15 protein-coding genes and 1 pseudogene are annotated in these 17,462 nt (G+C 42.5%); 9 read left to right on the forward strand and 7 right to left on the reverse strand.

The genetic code is table 11. The annotated features are described in order from the left end of the window. A pseudogene (locus V7L07_RS09505) lies at nucleotides 1-94 on the forward strand (photosystem II protein D1); the annotation flags it as partial. 140 nt (nucleotides 95-234) lie between these two features. Here the strand turns inward: V7L07_RS09505 and V7L07_RS33450 are convergent. Beyond that, the gene (locus V7L07_RS33450) at nucleotides 235-420 is read right to left on the reverse strand and encodes an SHOCT domain-containing protein (protein ID WP_442936041.1); all 186 of its coding nucleotides are present in this window, start codon (nucleotides 418-420) and stop codon (nucleotides 235-237) included. Between the two features lie 155 nt (nucleotides 421-575). Here V7L07_RS33450 and recR point away from each other — a divergent pair, with 155 nt between their 5' ends. The 3 genes from recR to V7L07_RS09520 all read left to right on the forward strand — a co-directional run bounded on the left by recR (nucleotide 576) and on the right by V7L07_RS09520 (nucleotide 2,276). Continuing rightward, on the forward strand, nucleotides 576-1,133 hold the full coding sequence (gene recR / locus V7L07_RS09510) for a recombination mediator RecR (RefSeq protein ID WP_238846177.1): 558 nt from the start codon (nucleotides 576-578) through the stop codon (nucleotides 1,131-1,133). A 105-nt stretch (nucleotides 1,134-1,238) separates the two neighbouring features. After that, nucleotides 1,239-1,796, forward strand: coding sequence for a hypothetical protein (locus tag V7L07_RS09515; protein WP_335057175.1), 558 nt, complete (start codon nucleotides 1,239-1,241; stop codon nucleotides 1,794-1,796). A gap of 312 nt (nucleotides 1,797-2,108) precedes the next feature. After that, nucleotides 2,109-2,276, forward strand: coding sequence for a hypothetical protein (locus V7L07_RS09520; RefSeq protein WP_335057177.1), 168 nt, complete (start codon nucleotides 2,109-2,111; stop codon nucleotides 2,274-2,276). An 86-nt stretch (nucleotides 2,277-2,362) separates the two neighbouring features. Here V7L07_RS09520 and crtO read toward each other — a convergent pair whose 3' ends face one another. Both crtO and V7L07_RS09530 read right to left on the reverse strand, forming a co-directional pair. Then, nucleotides 2,363-4,057 carry a beta-carotene ketolase CrtO gene (gene crtO, locus V7L07_RS09525; protein ID WP_335057179.1) on the reverse strand — a complete coding sequence of 565 codons (1,695 nt, stop codon included), beginning with the start codon at nucleotides 4,055-4,057 and terminating at the stop codon, nucleotides 2,363-2,365. Between the two features lie 110 nt (nucleotides 4,058-4,167). Then, complete coding sequence (locus tag V7L07_RS09530; RefSeq protein WP_335057181.1) at nucleotides 4,168-4,926, reverse strand: LmeA family phospholipid-binding protein; 759 nt, start codon at nucleotides 4,924-4,926, stop codon at nucleotides 4,168-4,170. 527 nt (nucleotides 4,927-5,453) lie between these two features. Here V7L07_RS09530 and ribD point away from each other — a divergent pair. After that, nucleotides 5,454-6,665, forward strand: a complete 1,212-nt coding sequence (gene ribD / locus V7L07_RS09535; RefSeq protein WP_335057183.1) for a bifunctional diaminohydroxyphosphoribosylaminopyrimidine deaminase/5-amino-6-(5-phosphoribosylamino)uracil reductase RibD — start codon at nucleotides 5,454-5,456, stop codon at nucleotides 6,663-6,665. A gap of 25 nt (nucleotides 6,666-6,690) precedes the next feature. On the opposite strand, the gene V7L07_RS09540 is transcribed toward ribD, so the two are convergent. Both V7L07_RS09540 and V7L07_RS09545 read right to left on the reverse strand, forming a co-directional pair. Continuing rightward, nucleotides 6,691-6,909: a hypothetical protein gene (locus V7L07_RS09540; protein ID WP_334711779.1), complete on the reverse strand. Its 219-nt coding sequence runs from the start codon at nucleotides 6,907-6,909 to the stop codon at nucleotides 6,691-6,693. 373 nt (nucleotides 6,910-7,282) lie between these two features. Further along, entirely contained in the window at nucleotides 7,283-9,112 is a 1,830-nt protein-coding gene (locus V7L07_RS09545; protein ID WP_335057185.1) for a protein kinase domain-containing protein, read from the reverse strand. A 103-nt stretch (nucleotides 9,113-9,215) separates the two neighbouring features. On the opposite strand from V7L07_RS09545, the gene V7L07_RS09550 reads away from it, so the two are divergent. Then, nucleotides 9,216-9,476, forward strand: coding sequence for a hypothetical protein (locus V7L07_RS09550; RefSeq protein ID WP_335057187.1), 261 nt, complete (start codon nucleotides 9,216-9,218; stop codon nucleotides 9,474-9,476). 483 nt (nucleotides 9,477-9,959) lie between these two features. Further along, nucleotides 9,960-10,805: a hypothetical protein gene (locus V7L07_RS09555; protein WP_335057189.1), complete on the forward strand. Its 846-nt coding sequence runs from the start codon at nucleotides 9,960-9,962 to the stop codon at nucleotides 10,803-10,805. Nucleotides 10,806-11,650: 845 nt separating this feature from the next. Here V7L07_RS09555 and V7L07_RS09560 read toward each other — a convergent pair. Next, on the reverse strand, nucleotides 11,651-12,712 hold the full coding sequence (locus V7L07_RS09560; RefSeq protein ID WP_335057191.1) for a hypothetical protein: 1,062 nt from the start codon (nucleotides 12,710-12,712) through the stop codon (nucleotides 11,651-11,653). Between the two features lie 664 nt (nucleotides 12,713-13,376). Here V7L07_RS09560 and V7L07_RS09565 point away from each other — a divergent pair. Next, nucleotides 13,377-15,305, forward strand: a complete 1,929-nt coding sequence (locus tag V7L07_RS09565) for an alpha-amylase family glycosyl hydrolase (protein WP_335057193.1) — start codon at nucleotides 13,377-13,379, stop codon at nucleotides 15,303-15,305. Between the two features lie 478 nt (nucleotides 15,306-15,783). After that, a complete protein-coding gene (locus tag V7L07_RS09570; RefSeq protein ID WP_335057195.1) occupies nucleotides 15,784-15,966 on the forward strand; it encodes a CsbD family protein in 183 nt (60 codons plus the stop codon). 292 nt (nucleotides 15,967-16,258) lie between these two features. Here the strand turns inward: V7L07_RS09570 and V7L07_RS09575 are convergent, their stop codons facing one another. Next, complete coding sequence (locus tag V7L07_RS09575; protein WP_335057197.1) at nucleotides 16,259-17,353, reverse strand: hybrid sensor histidine kinase/response regulator; 1,095 nt, start codon at nucleotides 17,351-17,353, stop codon at nucleotides 16,259-16,261. Between the last annotated feature and the right edge of the window lie 109 nt (nucleotides 17,354-17,462).

Here is a 17,462-nt window from a genome sequence, read left to right on the forward strand (position 1 = left end):
AATGCACGAGCGTAACGCTCACAACTTCCCTCTAGATTTGGCTGCTGGTGATGTTGCTCCTGTAGCTCTTACCGCTCCTGCTATCAACGGTTAATCATAAGCTTAAGGCGCTATTCATAGCGTCTCCACAATTCAGAAAAGCGTCCTCCTATAATAGGGGGCGCTTTTTTAGTTGAACTTATATTTGCTGGTTTTAATTATTGAAACCTATGAAACCTAAATTAACTGCTCACATCATCTTTGCAAGTCTGACTCCATTTTATGCAGAGCTAGCTTTTTATTCTCAAACTCTTCACCAGTAATTATTCCAGCATCTCTAGCATTCTCAAGCTGCTTGATTTTACCTACAAGTAGAGATTCTCTTTGAATTGCTGCTTTCTTACTCTCATACTCCTCTTGTGTAAGAATTTCGGCAGCCAGAGATTTTCAGGCTGTCTTGCTTATGATTCCCTACATTTAAACTGCACCAACTTTTATTCCAAAATCCAGCAAAAATGTCATCATAGTTAAGGTAAAAACATTCTGGAGACAAGACAACGGTTTACGCACGCCCTTTAGCACGGTTAATTGAACAATTGCAACGCCTACCGGGAGTTGGTCCCAAAAGTGCCCAACGACTGGCGTTGCATATTTTGAAGCGACCAGAAGCAGAAGTAGAAGCTTTGGCACAAGCTTTAATTGAGGCAAAAAAACAGATTGGCTTGTGTTCTGTTTGTTTTCACTTATCTGCTGAACCTGTTTGTGAAATTTGCCGTAATGCCAATCGTGACAATAACACTATCTGTGTTGTTGCCGATCCTCGCGATGTGATTGCGTTGGAAAAAACCCGCGAATACAAAGGTAAGTATCACGTTTTGGGTGGGGTGATTTCGCCAATTGATGGAATTGGCCCAGATCAGTTGACTATATTGGCTTTGCAGCGCCGGGTGAGTCAGCAAAAACCTCAAGAAGTAATTCTCGCAATTAGTCCGAGTGTAGAAGGGGAGACAACAACACTGTATATCGGTCAGCTACTTAAACCATTTACGAAGGTAACGCGAATTGCTTTTGGTTTACCTGTGGGTGGCGATTTGGAGTATGCAGATGAAGTAACTTTGGCAAGAGCGTTGGAAGGACGGCGGGAATTAGATTAAATTTTAGTCACCTGCTAGTGGCTGCTGGTGCAGTTGGCAAAGCTATGGGGATAGAAAATTTCTGCTCCTGGTAAGTTAGAAGACCTCGAGCGACTTGAAAACCCTTTGGATGTCATCGCCCGAACTTCACGCTTACGGATGCGGCTAGTTTTACTCCGGGATAAATGGTGGCAGCAAGATTGCGGCCCTTTGGTAGGATATATTCAGAAAGATAAAGAAAGTGACCCAGTGGCGCTGCTACCTGTTTGTGCCAATTGCTACGAACTCTACGATCCAATTGTCCAAACCTGCATCCCCATTAATGCAGAGATTGCCGCTACTGTAATTCCAATTGCATATATGTTTTATCGGTCTTTTCCCGATAAAGCTCTTTCTGTTTTTGATGTAGTTAAATTTGCGCTCTCTGGCCGCCGTAAAGACATGTTGATTATTCTTTTTGCCGGTGTGAGCATGACTTTACTGGGAATGCTTGTGCCCCAAGCTACAGCGATTTTGATTGATAATGCAATTCCTAATAGCGATCGCAATTCCTTAATGCAAGTTGGTTTAGGATTGCTAGTTGCAGCGATCGCCACCGCCCTATTCTGCTTGGTTCAAGGATTTGACGAGCTAGCTTTTAGAGAAGAGCTATTTGCTCAGTTGATGCAACGACAAATGGCTTAACCCTCTTTTGTCACTCTGGGGAAATAAAAATTGGGGCTAAATGATGAAACCTAGATTTAACGTGAGTTCGATGAACCTCTCCCTCCCAACCTCCCTCTCCGAAACGGAAAGGGAGGAGCAACGAAAAATTAAGCTTTTTGCTTCCCTCTCCGACACGGAGAGGGGCTGGGGGAGAGGTCAAATAAGACTTGTCGAACTCACGTTAGATTTAATGGGAAGATTAGCGATCGCAAGCTAATAGAAACCTTCAAACAAAGCTCTACAGTTGTAGTATTAGCGGTGAAGCCGCAGGTTTTGGCAGAGGTTATGGTTATGCTGAAGGATAAAATTTCACCTGATGCTTTATATTTTAGTATTGTGGGTGGAGTCAGTATTGCATCTCTGTGCCAAGGGTTCGATCATCCTACTGTTGTACATACAATGCCGAATATTGCAAAGTTGGTCATGGGACTACGGTGTAGAGTACATCATCAACTGTGACAGAGATTGTCTACAGTACTTGCTTATCTTGAAGATACGTATAAATTCTTAGATCCCCAAATTTTTTAAAAATTTGGGGATCAGGTTTAATTGATACCAAAAACGGACTCGACAGTTGACTTAATCGAATCTCGTGCATCCTTTAAAGTTTGGCTAATGGGATGTTTTGCCTGTAAAAATGCGCGGGCACAATTGCGTCCCGGCATTCCCGAAATTGAACCACCTGGATGAGTACCTGCACCAGTCAAAAATAGATTATCAATTGGTGTTTTGTAGTTCGCTATTTCTGGCAAGGGGCGGAAAAAGATCATCTGATCTAGAGTCATGTCAACATGGTAATAATTGCCTTTATATGCACCTAACCTTTCTCCTAGTTCTGCTGGACTTTCTACACGACGAGCAATAGTTGCATTCTTGACATTTGGTGCGTAGTCTGCCAACTTATCAATTACTCTATCTGCAACTTTGTTTTTCAATTCATCAGTCCAACCAGTACCTTTTAAACCAGTGCCTTCTGCGCCAGCAATTTGATAAGGGGCAAAAAACTCAATCCATAAAGTGTGCTTGCCTGATGGTGCTAATGTGGGATCTAAATAACTAGGCATTACCAAATACATTGATGGGTCAGCATCAGGAATCTCTCCCAAAGTACATTTGCTATGAGCCTGTTCTACATGAGCTACGGAATCTGCAATTAAGATAGAACCGACGAGATATTCGTCTTTGTGAGCGTGGTATGGAAAGCGCAGTGGTTCATCTAAAGCCAAATCTATTTTGAGGATAGTTTCGTTGTTATTAACGATGCGGCGTTCTAATCTTTCCCATAGATTTGGATCGGCTGCATCAACATCGCTTTTATCAGTCATTTGTAAAAATAATCGCTTGGCATCAATATTAGAAATAACCCCATATTTAGCGCGATATTCTTTATCACCAGCAACCCGTACACCTACAGCTTTGCCATCATCAATTAAAACTTTTTCAACATGCTGGTCTGTGAGAATCACGCCACCTTTACTTGTGACTAAATTCACCAAAGCTTGCACAAGTGCGCCAGTTCCGCCGCGGGGTCTGGCCATTCCTGGATTATGACGCATTGCCATCATAATTGCACCAATAGCAAGGGTTTTTTGTGATGGCGGCGCACCAAGTTCTGATGCTAGTCTGGCTAGTGGTGCTTTTAGAAATTCCTCATCAAACCACTCGTTAAGTAAATCTTCAGCACTGGTTAACATCGTGCGAATGAAGTCCAGCGTTTTGTTTGGAGAACCAATCACCGAAAATAAATCTTTCAGTTTTGTGATGTCGTAGTTACCAAGGATATCTATAATTGATTTTGGTGGTGCATTGAACATCGGAATCATTGCACCTAGCGATCGCTGCCAAAAATCTACAAATTCTGCATATTTTCTGGCGTCACGCTCATTGTAACGAGCAATTTCGGCACAAGTCTTTTCCACCGACTTATGTCCTAAGAAATACTTACCGTCAGGATGAGGACAGAAAACAACTGGATCGCACTCTAAATAATGCAAGCCGTATTTTTCTAATTCTAATTCTTCAACAACTGGCCCTAAGTGAATAAATTCATGGTCAATAGCACACAAATTAAATTTAAATCCTGGTGCTTCTTGGGGTAAACACTCTTCAGTTGTTGCTGCACCACCTGGAACAGGACGCTTTTCTAGTAACAGAACGCTATAACCAGCTTTTAGTAAATAAGCTGCACAAACTAGCCCATTATGTCCAGCACCGATCAGCACAACATCATACTCTTGCATAACTTGAAATTTAAAAATTAAGTAGCTTTCCAAAGCTATATTAAAAAAAATTTCTGATATTTACATCATCCTTCAGTAACAAAAATTATCTTTAACTCCTGTCAATCTTACTAAGGAGATAGTAGAGTTGATGATGAGGGTATTTGCCTTAACTGAGCTTCTAGCATAAGGATTAAATTACCCTTCTGTGCTTCTATATTTTTGATATTAAAAGCGATATCTTCCCATTCAAAATATGGTAGACTCATTAGTTGTTTAGCTTTCTGCATCAATGCTATAATTAATTCTATTGAAATCCCCTCTCCCTCAGTGCAGTTAAAACCCTCCAGCATCAATGTTTGTGAATGACTTCGTGGACGTGCGATCGCAGTATAAGCTAAAGGGCGAGTATTTCCCATTTCCTTTAATAGCAACTTTCCCCTAAATTCTATTTTGCCATTACCAGGTAAAAATACCTGAATTCCTTTCGGCTCAAAATTTACAATTTCACCATCTACATTCAACTCGAAGTTTTGCATTTGGTTGCGAACAAAGTCTGATTCCAAAGCAGTATTAATATCTAATTCAGTGAGTATAATTCGAGCAATGGCATTTACTGGCTGATTGAGTTCTATTTGACCAAAAAGAGCGCTGAAAGGATTGATGGCAATACTATCTGTTTGCAGTATTATTTCCTGTACTCGAATGTCTGGTTGGATAACTAATCCTTGACCTGTAAGCGAAACTCCATCAGCCTGTCCTTGAACTATTTTCAGTAGATCGGTTTGTATATCTATTTCTATTTGTTCTACTTCATCTAGCTGACTGGATATTCTTTTTTCAGCTTCTTGGGATAGAAATTGTTCCTCCAAGCGATGCTCTTCAGGCATAAATTAGTAATCTCCTAAACATCCTATTATTAGTTACTGTAAAGGCTAGTTCTGAAGATTAAATCTATATTCGGGTATATGTCCCTCTCCGAGTCGTAGAGGGATGGTTTTACGTAGTAACACCTCTTAGTAGTCAACACGGTTCGGTTAAGGTTTTTTGATGAAAATTTTATTTTAGATCGCTAAAGACGCGATTTATCGCGTCTCTTGACTTAACCGAACAGTATTGTCTTAGTAGTCTGTTTTTTTACCGCTAATTAGATTGGACACTATATAACTTGTCAAACCCAGTTATCTTAAAAGTCCCCAATCCCCAGTACCCAGTCCCCAGTACCCAATCCCCAGTTCAAATCTGCTAAAGTTTCAGTTACCCTGAATTGTAATGTGAATATTAGAGACTGGTGCAAGTTAAGACAGGCAATAATAGCGCCTGGATATTACTGTTTAATTACCAGGATCAAAGCGCGATTCTCCTGTGGAGAGGCTGCGCGATCGCGTGCAGAATATTTACAGTATTGCCTAAAATTATGGATAATTCCCCAGTGGTCGCTCAATCAGATGCATCCCTACCAAACTACACTCAGCAAAATATACCTCTAGTGCAGTCAGCAATTGGCTCGAATTCACCACCGAAGCAAAAAGTAGGAACTGACTTTGACTCTCGCATGATGTTGCGGTGTTTGGAACTTGCTCGCCGCGCTTTAGGGCGGACTTCGCCAAATCCGCTAGTGGGTGCAGTGATTGTCAAGGATGGCAAAATTGTCGGCGAAGGGTTTCATCCTCGTGCAGGCGAGCCTCATGCAGAAGTGTTTGCCTTAAAAGCCGCAGGCGTTGGCGCTGCTCGTGGTGCAACAATCTATGTTAGCCTTGAACCTTGCAATCACTACGGACGTACTCCCCCTTGTTCGGAAGGATTGATCCAAGCAGGGGTAGCAAGAGTAGTAGTGGGTATGGTTGATCCCAATCCATTGGTAGCTGGAGGTGGTATCGCCCGTTTGCGGGCGGCGGGGATCGAAGTCTTGGTGGGAGTAGAAGAAGAAGCTTGTCGTCAGCTAAATGAAGCTTTTGTGCATCGCATTCTCTACAAGCGACCTTTAGGAATTTTAAAATATGCCATGACTTTAGATGGAAAAATTGCTACTACCTCTGGTCATAGCGCTTGGGTGACAAGCCAAGAGGCCCGCAATGAAGTACATCAACTGCGGGCGGGTTGTGATGCCATAATTGTCGGCGGTAATACAGTCCGACAGGATAATCCTTACTTAACCAGCCATCAGCTGGGGGCACATAATCCCCTGCGGGTGGTGATGAGTCGCCATCTTAACTTACCGGAAAGTGCCCATCTGTGGCAAACTACGGATGCTCCAACTTTGGTTTTGACACAGAAAGGTGCTAACCCCGATTTTCAAGAACTGTTGCTCAAACAGGGTGTGGAGGTAGTGGAATTAACATCACTGACACCGGATAAGGCAATGGCATATTTATATGAACGGGGTTTTTGTAGCGTGCTATGGGAATGTGGTGGTACCTTAGCAGCTAGTGCGATCGCTCAAGGAGCAGTGCAAAAAGTTTTGGCATTTATTGCCCCAAAAATCATTGGTGGTAACATTGCTCCCACACCAGTGGGCGATTTAGGTTTTACTACCATGACCGAGGCGTTATCTCTAGAACGTGTTCGTTGGCGTGTAGTAGGCTCTGACTGCTTAGTGGAAGGTTATTTTCCTCAAAAAGCCAATTGACTATCAATTCATGATGATTTTGCGATTATGAACATTGGCGTTCATGAGCAATATCACGTATAAGGGCTAGCCGAGATTGAATGTAGTGGGATAGATAATCAGTTTCGTGAGAATCTAACAAAACTTGCGTTTCGGTTTGTTTCACTAACCACTGCACCAAGCTAGCATCATCCAGTTGTAAGAGGAGCTTGGCTTGGGCGGTTTCAACCACTGACCAAAGCTGACGCATAATTGTAGGAGTCATCAGACCTCAATTGAATAATTTAGCTTTGCTCTTTTTAGATTACACAATTCCAATCGCAATTTACGACATGAATATAGAAGCTGAGACAAGTATTATTAAAAACTTAATAATGGTATTTATAACTTTATGAAGATTAAGAATTTGAAATAGGTATGGGGCAATGGGCATTGGGAAGACAGATTTTCATGGGTTTAGTTGTAAAACCTAGAAAACAAACGGGCTAATTCTAAAAATTTAGTTTTTGTGCTTGGTAAGACTGAAATTGTCTTGATTATAGCCCAATTAAGGCAGTTTTGTAGGCACTATCTTGAATGCTAAATCTGTCTTATGGGATACAAAATTTTAGCTTTTGAGAACAATGTTTTTCAGAAAATTAACACTGTTTGGCTGTAGATGGACTGACAAAATCATGTAAATCTACATCCCAAATGCTGATGTAAATAAAATCACATTGTTGGCGGATAATCTGACCTTTAACTGAGCCATTCTTAAAACTAAAATTATCAGATTTACGCTGTTGTACCTGTTTAAGTCCCTGCTTAATTTCTTCAGTGGCTTGTCCACTTAACATTCCATTCAAGGTATCTTCCATTACTTGTGGGTCTACCGATTGGGCAAAAGATACCTCAGTTTGGCGCAGCGATTTAGAATTACGATCGAATAAGTAGCCAAGGTCAATTTTGTTTGGTACTAGTTTGTAAACGACAGCACGAGTCTTGCCCCATGCGCCTCTTAAATCTTGATTTGGTTTGCCAAGGGTAGCCTCTACGGCGCTTCTTGGTGTACCTGTAGGAAATGCCGGAACGCTAGCGACTTTACTGGGTGGCTGTTCGTTGGTTTGTGGCGCTGAAGGTGCTTCTGATGTGGGAACTGCGCTTTCCTCATTCTTTGGTTCTGGCTGTGGTGTAAGTACTGCTACTGGTGTTGGAGTATCTGAAGTTATAGGCTTCCTTTTTGGCTGTGGTATAGATACAACCGGAGGATTAGAAGTTGGCAAAGTTTCGGGAATTACTGGCTGTTGTCGTGGTGAGATCGGTACAGATGGAACTGGAAGTGGAGAAGTTTGGGAAGAAATGGGCGGTTCGTTAGATATAGGATTCGGAAAAGATTCTGGCGATGGGGTAGGACTTGTGGCAATGGTTGTTTCTGGCTGTTTCTGACGAATGATGCCAGGTATGACGACTGCACCAATCAAGCCGCCTACCAGCAAACTACCAACAATTACAGCAGATTTTTGCCAGTTTCCAGGGGCGGAAGATCCTGCGATCGCAGAATTATTTTGCGGAGAATATAATGGCTGAGTTTGTCGAGTTGATGTCGTAGAGGGAGAAAAACTGACTGTGGCAGTATTTGCAGCTAACTCAGGAGGTATATTGCTAGCAGATTGCAGGGCATATAGCATTTTACTGGCAGTGCTGTAGCGATCGCCAGCATGAGGCCTAATTGCCTGATTGAGTATCGCCGCCAATTGAGAAGAAACATGAGGCGCGTGCTGCTGCCAAAGTATTTCCCCAGTTTTCAGATCGGTTAGTAGTTCTTGCGGGTGTTTGCCAGTCAGCAGATAAATCGCTGTTAGACCTAAGCTGTAGATATCAGTCGCGTAAACTGGGCGGCCAACAGCTTGTTCGCTAGGCATATATCCGGGTGTACCAATGACAAGCGATCGCGTCGGGTATCCTGAGGGATTCACCACAGAACGGATTGTTTCTTTAACTGCCCCAAAATCAATTAACACTGGTTCGCTATCAACAGAACGGAGAATAATGTTATCTGGCTTGATATCGCGGTGAATAATGCCTTTGCTGTGAACATAATTTAAAACTGAAAGCAGACTCAAGAGGATTTGCCGAACCACAGTTTCACTCTCAAATCCTTTGGCTTCGACAATTTTTGTCAGGGTTTGGCCGTGAATCCATTCTTGGACGAGGTAAAATTGCCCGTTCTCAGAAAAGTAGGCATAGAGTTTAGGAATTTGGTAGCTACTTTCACCCAAATACTCCAAGGTTGCGGCTTCCCTTTCAAATCGCTGTTGAATAAGTTGATAGGTTTGTGGGTCATTATTAGTGACCGGTTTGAGTTGCTTAATCACACAGCGACGGCGAGAAGGCATGTGAACATCTTCTGCTAGAAAGGTTTCGCCAAACCCACCAGCGCCGATTACCTGGATAATTTGATAGCGATTGTTTAGCAGGGTTATTGTCATGAAAAATTATAAGCGTAGACACCCAATGTGGAGCTAGAGACTTCCTCTCTTCTCCAGGCTTGTCGTCAGACATCGCCCTTTCCAAATGTACATCAGATGAGTTATGGAGATTAAATTAGGGGCTGGGGATTGGGGATTGGGGATTGGGGATTGGGGATTGGGGATTGGGGATTGGGGATTGGGGATCGGGGACTGGGGATTGGGGATTGGGGACTGGGGATTGGGGATTGGGGATTGGGGATTCAGACACCAAGCAAAACAATCAAGAAATTTCTTGCCCAATCTTCAGCAAGGAGTCCCGGAGTGTCTATTACTCACCTTCAAGCTTGATCGAACTAACAGTGCATCTTGTAAAGAGACTTAACTGGAAGAATCAGGTAAAGTATCAGTGAAGTTACTGTAAAAAAGCGAACTCTTAACCTATCCATAATCTATCTATCATCGACAATCCGGTAATCTAAATTTTCTAACTTAAATGGCGTGGGTAGCGGCTAATCAAAATGCGCTCACAGACTCAAGGAATAATCAAGGATTATAGATGATGGCAAAGGTTGGCTACTCAGTATTTAAACGCGTCACCACAGCGCGTTTGCTACGTCAAATGTGTTTACTAGCGCTGACTGTGCCATTGTTGGCAAGTTCGACAATCAGTTTGGCGAGTGCCAACGATAATGAGTACGAGGGCGAGAACGAGTCATACGCCATCGGACTTTGGGGCGATCTCCCCTACTCGGATTTACAAGCAACGACAGGGGTTCCAAACCTCATTGCTGACATGAACGCCCAAAACCTGGCTTTCACAGTCCACGACGGCGACCTGAAGGCGGGTAACTCTATACCCGGCTCGGTGACGCCGACCACTTGCAGCAATGACCTCTACACCCAAGCACTTGGCTACTTCAATGCTCTGAAAGCACCAGCAGCCTTCACACCAGGCGACAACGATTGGACTGACTGCGATCGCCCCTCAAACGGTGGATTCAAATCACTTAATCGCCTCGACTACGAGCGTCAGGTATTCTTCAGTACGAATTTCTCCCTCGGCCAGCGTCGGCTAGCCCAGGAGGTGCAGACAGCACCGCTATGCCTTGGTGAAAACCGCACAGCTGTTCCCTGTGTTGAAAACCGCCGTTGGACGGTCGGTAAGGTTACTTATGCCACACTCAATATCCAGGGTTCGTGCAACAACCTATGCGATACTGCGCCTGACCAGGAAGAGTATGCGGCGCGAAACGCGGCTAATATTATATGGATGAGACAGACTTTTCAAGTGGCAAAGACACGCAAATCGGTAGCGGTTATGTTTATCTCCCAAGGTAATCCAGGGTGGGATCTGACCGACGGAACTAGAGCGCCTTTGCGCGATCCCAAGACTCTCGCAGAAACCGATGGACAGCCTGATGGCTTCCAGAGCTTTTTATTAGCGTTGCGCGATGAAGTAATTGCTTTCCGTAAACCCGTTGTCTACGTAGACGGCGACTCGCATTATCACCGCGTTGACAGGCCATTTCTGGATGCTCAAGGCAGACGCCTCGAAAACTTCACTCGTGTCGAGACATTTGGCGACAATGCAGCGAACGGTACTAACGATGTGAATTGGGTCAAAGTGACCGTAAATCCTCGTAGTCGAGAGGTGTTTTCGTATCAGCCACAGATTGTTCCCGGTAATCGAGTAGCGGTTCCATCTCCGTAAAGCCACGGTGTAAGTAGGTCGGCATAAATAATTATCGTTGGAAAAAGGCAGGGAGCAGGGGGAGAAAGGGTTTGAGCCTTATTTACTTTTCTTCACATAGTTTGGTTTTATTGTGCCAACTTACTTACACATAAATCCTAAAAACCTAGCTTGAAGGCTTGACTCGTTCCTAGTCTCTAACTGGGAACGAGATAATCTCTCAAAACGTTAGAGAGACGCGATAAGGGACTTCCAAATAAAAAAATATTCAACGAAGAGGCAGGGGGCAGGGAGCGGGGGGAAATGACCCCTGACTCCTGCCTAGTTTGCGGAGCGGAACATGTTCTTACGTCCCCCACTTCTGCTAAGTGGTTCTCGTACCCTGCGGGAAGCTAACGCAACAGTTGGGGTCGAATCCCAATTCTTTTCTATCCCCCTTGATCCCTGCTCCCTGCCCCTTTTCCTCTTTTTCAATTAACTCTTGTGGGGTGGGCATCTTGCCATTAGTGTCAATTTAAGGTAAAAACCCATTTGTCAACGATGGGTTTTGTGAGGAACGAAGTATAAAGGTGAACTTTTTCTAACTTTTATACGCAAGCTGGGAGTGATGCTAATAAACAAAGCATTAATAGTCCCTGAAAAAGTTCGTTTTTTGTCCCTTTCAAACCGAGTTTTTGAGCATAAATGCTTATTGACATAGGAAGTTTGAGCTAAACTTGACACCTATGGCATCTTGCCCGCCCAGTCTATAATATGGCGGGCAAGATGCCCACCCCACAATATTGGATAATTTATTTCTTGGAGTTCCCTAAATCGCCGTCTCTACAAAGAATTTATCTATCAATTATTATGTTATTGACAGACTACTAGGCGAACTCTATAGTTTCAACAAACTCCAAAATACTCTCCTTAATGTCTTCGGCCTCTTCTTCCACAGAATCGGGAGTTTCGCCATTAATAAAGCTGTGTTGACTACTAACTATATACAAAAATTCACCCCTGATAAAGGTAAGCAGTCCTCGGTACGCATCTAATCTGATCGCAGTTCCATTATTTTCTTGCTTAGAAATCGTGGAACCTTTGGGCATATCAATTAATACGTAGTAAGCACCTCGCAAAGTATTTTCCAGATATTCGGTATATTCCACAGAAGCATCTGGTACATTGGCAAAAATCGCCTGCGGTACATACTTGTCTACTAAAATTGTTTGTAAATATTCTTCTTGTCCAACAGCCTCCAATTCCTCTAACTGTTCCAGGGGGAAGGGATAATAATCAATTCTCAGCAAAGTACCGATGTCATCAGAAAAGCCAACTACTCCTTCCTGGCTCTGAATTCTACCGCCCTGCTGGGGATCAACCGGAATTGGCACGGTAAAATTACCTAATGGGGATTGATATGCCTGTTCACTAAAATCTTCGATGACTACTGTTTCATCATCATCGTCATCATCATCGTCTGCATATTCTTCATCTTCTGCTTCTTTAAAGGCTGCAATTACCTCCTTGATGATTTCTTCTGCTTCTTCATCCTCCAGTTCTAAGGCTGCTTGTAGCTTTTTGAGGTAGGCTTGTTTCGGTTTTGGGATGGCGAGTTCATCGTCTAAAAGTACTATTACCCCAGCAGCAAAACCATCTAGCACTAATTCATCTGAGAGAGATACTTTAGCGACATTAAATAAAGGCCCAATTCCCTCTTCTTCGGCAATGGAGATGAGTCTATCAACTATTTCTGTGATTTCATCTTCTGAGTATTCCTCGAAAACCTCGAATTCCCAGAGAATACCAGCTAAACTCTCTGCATCTACCTCGTCAATCACTGAATCTGCAATTGCAGTGACAGTTGCGATCGCCGCCACCGCTTCTTCTGGACTTAGTGATTCCTCTGATGTCTTTGGTGAGTTAAAAACCTTGTCATATTTAGTCATATTTGCTACCTAAATTAATTCCTTGATAGTAATAACAGATTGAAAGTGACAATGGTCAGTTTACCAATGGAGCGAATCTTCTAGAGAAAAAGTTGGCTAATACGTTATTTACCCACTCAGTGCTGAGTGCTGAGTGCTGGGTGCTGAGTAAATTTAAGAAGTACTCAGTACTTCTGCACTACGGTAAAAGCCCCGCCCCTTGTGGGCGGAATCTTCTTATAGAGAGAAGGTTGATACCCCGCCCCGGGCGGTCTTTCAACTCAGCACTCAGCACTTGGAACTCAGCACTCTTCATTCAGTATTGCTCAAATGTCACAAAACCTTGTTGACAGCTAATCTCCAAAGAATTGAGGTGTTCTCAAATCTGTTGTCGAATATACACTTAAACACCAGCTAGGCTCAATATTTACCGAAAGTCAATTTAACTAAATATTGTAAATTTTTGTGATCGAGCAATTATCGTTAATAACTGCTATATTCCTTTGTTTTTATCCTCTAGCAGATGAATTATATCTATCGATAGAATTATAAACTAGCTAGCGATAGATACCTACACCGTGGGCAGGATGTCACAATGCCGATGTTTGTAGTGACACACAATACTCGAAGTGTTTGTAGTGTTAGTTCTACAAATGTAAATTACATGAAATTTTGAGTTTTTTTTATGGTAAAAACCCCTCCATCCCAGTTTTCACCAGAGCAATACAAAGTTGATTCTGTACAAGAAAAAGTAGACGCTATTATAGAAACCCCACTATCGGAAACTGAAATTGACCTAGAGTTTCTTTACACCAGAGATATTGAATTTCGTCAGGAAACTATTTACTTTCTTGTGGTCGATCGCTTTTATGATGGCGATCCAGATAATAGCGAAGGTGCAAATTCAGAACTGTACGATCCAACTAGAAAAGATTGGGGTAAGTACTGGGGTGGCGACTTGCAAGGTGTCATCGATAAGTTAGACTATCTTAAAAACATGGGAGTTACCGCCCTTTGGCTAACTCCACTATTCGAGCAGGTAGAAGAGTTATTTATTAGCAATGCGGCAATGCATGGCTATTGGACAAAAGATTTTAAACGGATTAATCCTCGCTACATTGCTGATGGAGAAAATCCTTCTTTAAATGCTACTCAAGAAGAAAAAAATACAACCTTCGATCGGTTAATTGCAGAACTACATAAGCGCAATATGAAGCTGGTGCTAGATATTGTCTGCAACCATAGCAGCCCTGATACCAGTGGTAGTAAGGGTGAATTATTTGATGATGGTGTAAAAATTGCTGACTTCAATAATGATGTCAATAATTGGTATCACCACTATGGCGAAGTGCAAAACTGGGAAGATGATTGGCAAGTTCAGAACTGTGAACTAGCTGGTTTAGCAACCTTCAATGAAAACAATACAGAATATCGGGAATATATTAAGTCAGCAATCAAACAATGGCTAGACCGGGGTGTGGATGCACTGCGGGTGGATACTGTCAAGCACATGCCGATTTGGTTTTGGCAAGAATTCACTGGCGAGATGACCAATCACAAACCAGATGTATTTATTTTTGGTGAATGGATTTATAGTAATCCGAGTGACGATCGCTCGGTGGAATTTGCCAATCACTCAGGGATGACACTTCTAGACTTTGGTTTGTGTGTGGCAATTCGAGCCGCACTAGGGCAAGGTTCAGAAATGGGATTCCAAACAATTCAATATATTTTCGATCAGGATTATCGCTACAAGGGGGCAACAGAGCTAATTACCTTCATCGATAACCATGATATGTCCCGCTTTCAATCGCTGAACCCCGATCCAGCGATGTTGAAGGTTGCGATCGCTTTAATTATGACATCTCGCGGTATTCCCTGCATTTACTACGGTACAGAACAGTATCTCCATGACGACACCGATGGTGGTAACGATCCATACAACCGCCCAATGATGGAAAATTGGGATGCTGATAGTGAAATTTATCGTTCCATCAGGCTGCTATCTGGGTTACGGCGACTGAATCCAGCCGTGTCAATGGGTAGCCACTGGCAAAAATACTTAACACCAGATGTTTACTGTTATGTACGCCGCTATCGTGACTCTCTGTGTTTTGTCGCTTTAAACCGAGGCGGAGAAGTTACTCTCCCAGAAGTAGAAACAGAATTGCCTGATGGGGAACATACCTGCGTGATGACTCGCAATAAGTATGAGATAAAAGACGGCAAGATTTATAACCTGGTACTAGAAGAACGGGGAGTGCTTGTTTTCAGTCATGTTGGCGAACGAATCAAAGCACAGACAATTGTCCGCGTCCAACTGAATGGCGTGGATACTCAACCCGGTGAAATTATTGTGGTGACAGGAGATTGCCCAGAGTTGGGTAACTGGGATATCAGCAAGGCATATCCTTTAGAGTATATCAACTCAAATACCTGGTCGGCTGAGATTCCCTTTGATGAAAGTGCTGGTAAACTGATTGCTTATAAATATGCCATGTGGCGGGAAGGGCGATCGCCTCTGCGCGAAAATCTGGTAAATCGCCGCTGGGTGATTGCGAAAGAAGGTACTGTCAAATGGCGTGATACCTGGGCATCAGGAAGAGAATCATAGAGTTTATACGGTAGAGTCTGTTCATCATACTCAGTGCTGAGTGCTGAGTGCTGAGTAAGAATACTCAGTACTTTTGCACTATGATAAAAGCCCTGCCCTTTGTGGGCGGTCTTTCATCTCAGCACGGGCTAAACGCCCCGCTACCGCTAACGGAATTCGGAACTCAGCACTTTTCATCATATCCAGTGGTAATAAGCCAATTTGCAGTTTACCATCATAGCTATCTATCTGAAGTTATAAATTATTTTTGTCTCAAGATAGGACAATATAATGATACTTTCCCCCTTCTGGATATTACTTGAATTCTCAAAGATGAATTTAAACGCTGAATAACTATGTACAACGGACACAAATATTTGTCATAAAAACATCGTCAGATAGAAGAATTAAAACTTGTCTAAAAGTAACTTATAGATATTGCAGCGCTTTTCAAGTGAGCAAAAAAATCAACAATTAACATACTTTAGGAACAAAGAAAATGAGTATCGAAGATAAAGCAAAAGCTTTTGCTAAAAACATCGAAGGAAAAGTACAAGAAGCAATTGGCGAAGTAACTGGCGATCCTAAAGATAAAGCTGAAGGTAAAGCAAAACAAGCTGAAGCTGAAGTCCGCAACACTGCTGAGAATATCAAAGATGAAGTTAAAAAGAATTTAGAATAGTCCAGTCGGAAGTTGCCCCTAGCTTTAATAATTTGCTCAATTAGGGGCAAGCAAATATACCAGCCGATTTCGATTCGCCAAGGCAGGTGTGTTTTTACTATACTAGGTAGAAATTTATTTAGTCAGAAGGTTCAGTAAATAACTATTTACTGAACCTTCTTTATTTATTAAATCTGTGTTTTGTCTGAGATTTTTAGGCATTTGGACAAGAGCGATCGCAAAATATTTTCTCAAGCTTTCACTGATTTTTTCAAAGGTGCTAATTCATGATTAATCTTCTATTTACCTATTTTTAGTGTTCATCAGCCACAGGTAGACGTATAGTGAATGTACTACCTTTTCCTGGTTCAGATGTCACATCGATAGTGCCTTGATGTGCTTCGATAATGTAGCGAGATAGATATAGTCCCAAACCACTACCCGAACGTTGGTGTTTCCCTTGACGAAATCGCTCGAATAATATTGCCTGATCTGGTTTAGAAATTCCTGGCCCTGTATCTTGGATATCAATATTCACAGCTACGGGAGTGAGATAGCAGTGAATATCTACAGAACCTTTGTCTGTAAATTTGATCGCATTACCGATGATATTTGTCAAAACTCGCCGCAGTTCGACGCGATCGCCCATGATGGTGCTTGCAGTTTTGTCTTTATCAAGATTTACAGCTAACCCTTTTTCTTCAGCTAGCGGAGTTAATTCTTGGGAAACCTCACTAACTAATTCCTGAATATTGCAGGGAGAAATTTTTAAGATTTTACAGCCCGCTTCATGACGATAAACTTCTAGCAAGGTATTTACCATTTCCAGCAGGTCTTGATTGCTGCCAATCATGGTATCAATTATTTCTTGCAATTGTGGCGAAACTTCACAAAACCTGCCTTCCAGCAAGAGTTTTAATACGCGGTTAGAAGCTACTAGGGGTATGCGTAAATCGTGAGTAAAACGTGAGACAAAATCTGCCCGGAGGTTAGCCATCTGATCTCGTTCGTCGATGCTATGCTTGAGACGCAGGAGCGATCGCACTCGTGCATGTAGTTCATCAGGATCGAATGGTTTACGAATAAAGTCATCTGCACCAGCATCAAGTCCTTCCACAACACTAGACTGATAGTGAGCCGTGAGCAGCAGAATGGGGATAAATGGCAACGCCTGATTCTTTCGGATGCGTCGAGTAAATTCATAGCCATCAAGCTCCGGCATCATCACATCTAAGAGAATTATGTCTGGTGGTGACTCCTCAACCATAGCCAGAGCTATTTTGCTATTTTCCACCAAGGTAATTTCATAGTCCTCATCTTCTAGGACTGCTTCTAAGACCAGTAGATTGTCAAAAACATCATCGACAACGAGAATTTTATCTTTTTTGACAGTTTTAGTTAAAGACATAGGCTAAATAAAAAAAGAAGTGCTTGGCTATTCCTAGCAAATCTAGTAATAGCTTACTTCAGGAACGTTGACATTATTAAGGATTGAGATTTTCTTTGAGAGTTTCCTG

Origin of the sequence: Nostoc sp. (assembly GCF_036916985.1) — a bacterium.
Taxonomy (GTDB): domain Bacteria; phylum Cyanobacteriota; class Cyanobacteriia; order Cyanobacteriales; family Nostocaceae; genus Nostoc.

Bases quoted from the DNA above. Each gene is read 5' to 3' on its own strand.
- V7L07_RS09520 (WP_335057177.1), top strand. From the start codon at position 2,109: ATGCTGAAGGATAAAATTTCACCTGATGCTTTATATTTTAGTATTGTG.
- crtO (WP_335057179.1), bottom strand. From the start codon at position 4,057: ATGCAAGAGTATGATGTTGTGCTGATCGGTGCTGGACATAATGGGCTA.
- V7L07_RS09530 (WP_335057181.1), bottom strand. From the start codon at position 4,926: ATGCCTGAAGAGCATCGCTTGGAGGAACAATTTCTATCCCAAGAAGCT.
- ribD (WP_335057183.1), top strand. From the start codon at position 5,454: ATGGATAATTCCCCAGTGGTCGCTCAATCAGATGCATCCCTACCAAAC.
- V7L07_RS09540 (WP_334711779.1), bottom strand. From the start codon at position 6,909: ATGACTCCTACAATTATGCGTCAGCTTTGGTCAGTGGTTGAAACCGCC.
- V7L07_RS09545 (WP_335057185.1), bottom strand. From the start codon at position 9,112: ATGACAATAACCCTGCTAAACAATCGCTATCAAATTATCCAGGTAATC.
- V7L07_RS09550 (WP_335057187.1), top strand. From the start codon at position 9,216: ATGGAGATTAAATTAGGGGCTGGGGATTGGGGATTGGGGATTGGGGAT.
- V7L07_RS09560 (WP_335057191.1), bottom strand. From the start codon at position 12,712: ATGACTAAATATGACAAGGTTTTTAACTCACCAAAGACATCAGAGGAA.
- V7L07_RS09565 (WP_335057193.1), top strand. From the start codon at position 13,377: ATGGTAAAAACCCCTCCATCCCAGTTTTCACCAGAGCAATACAAAGTT.
- V7L07_RS09570 (WP_335057195.1), top strand. From the start codon at position 15,784: ATGAGTATCGAAGATAAAGCAAAAGCTTTTGCTAAAAACATCGAAGGA.
- V7L07_RS09575 (WP_335057197.1), bottom strand. From the start codon at position 17,353: ATGTCTTTAACTAAAACTGTCAAAAAAGATAAAATTCTCGTTGTCGAT.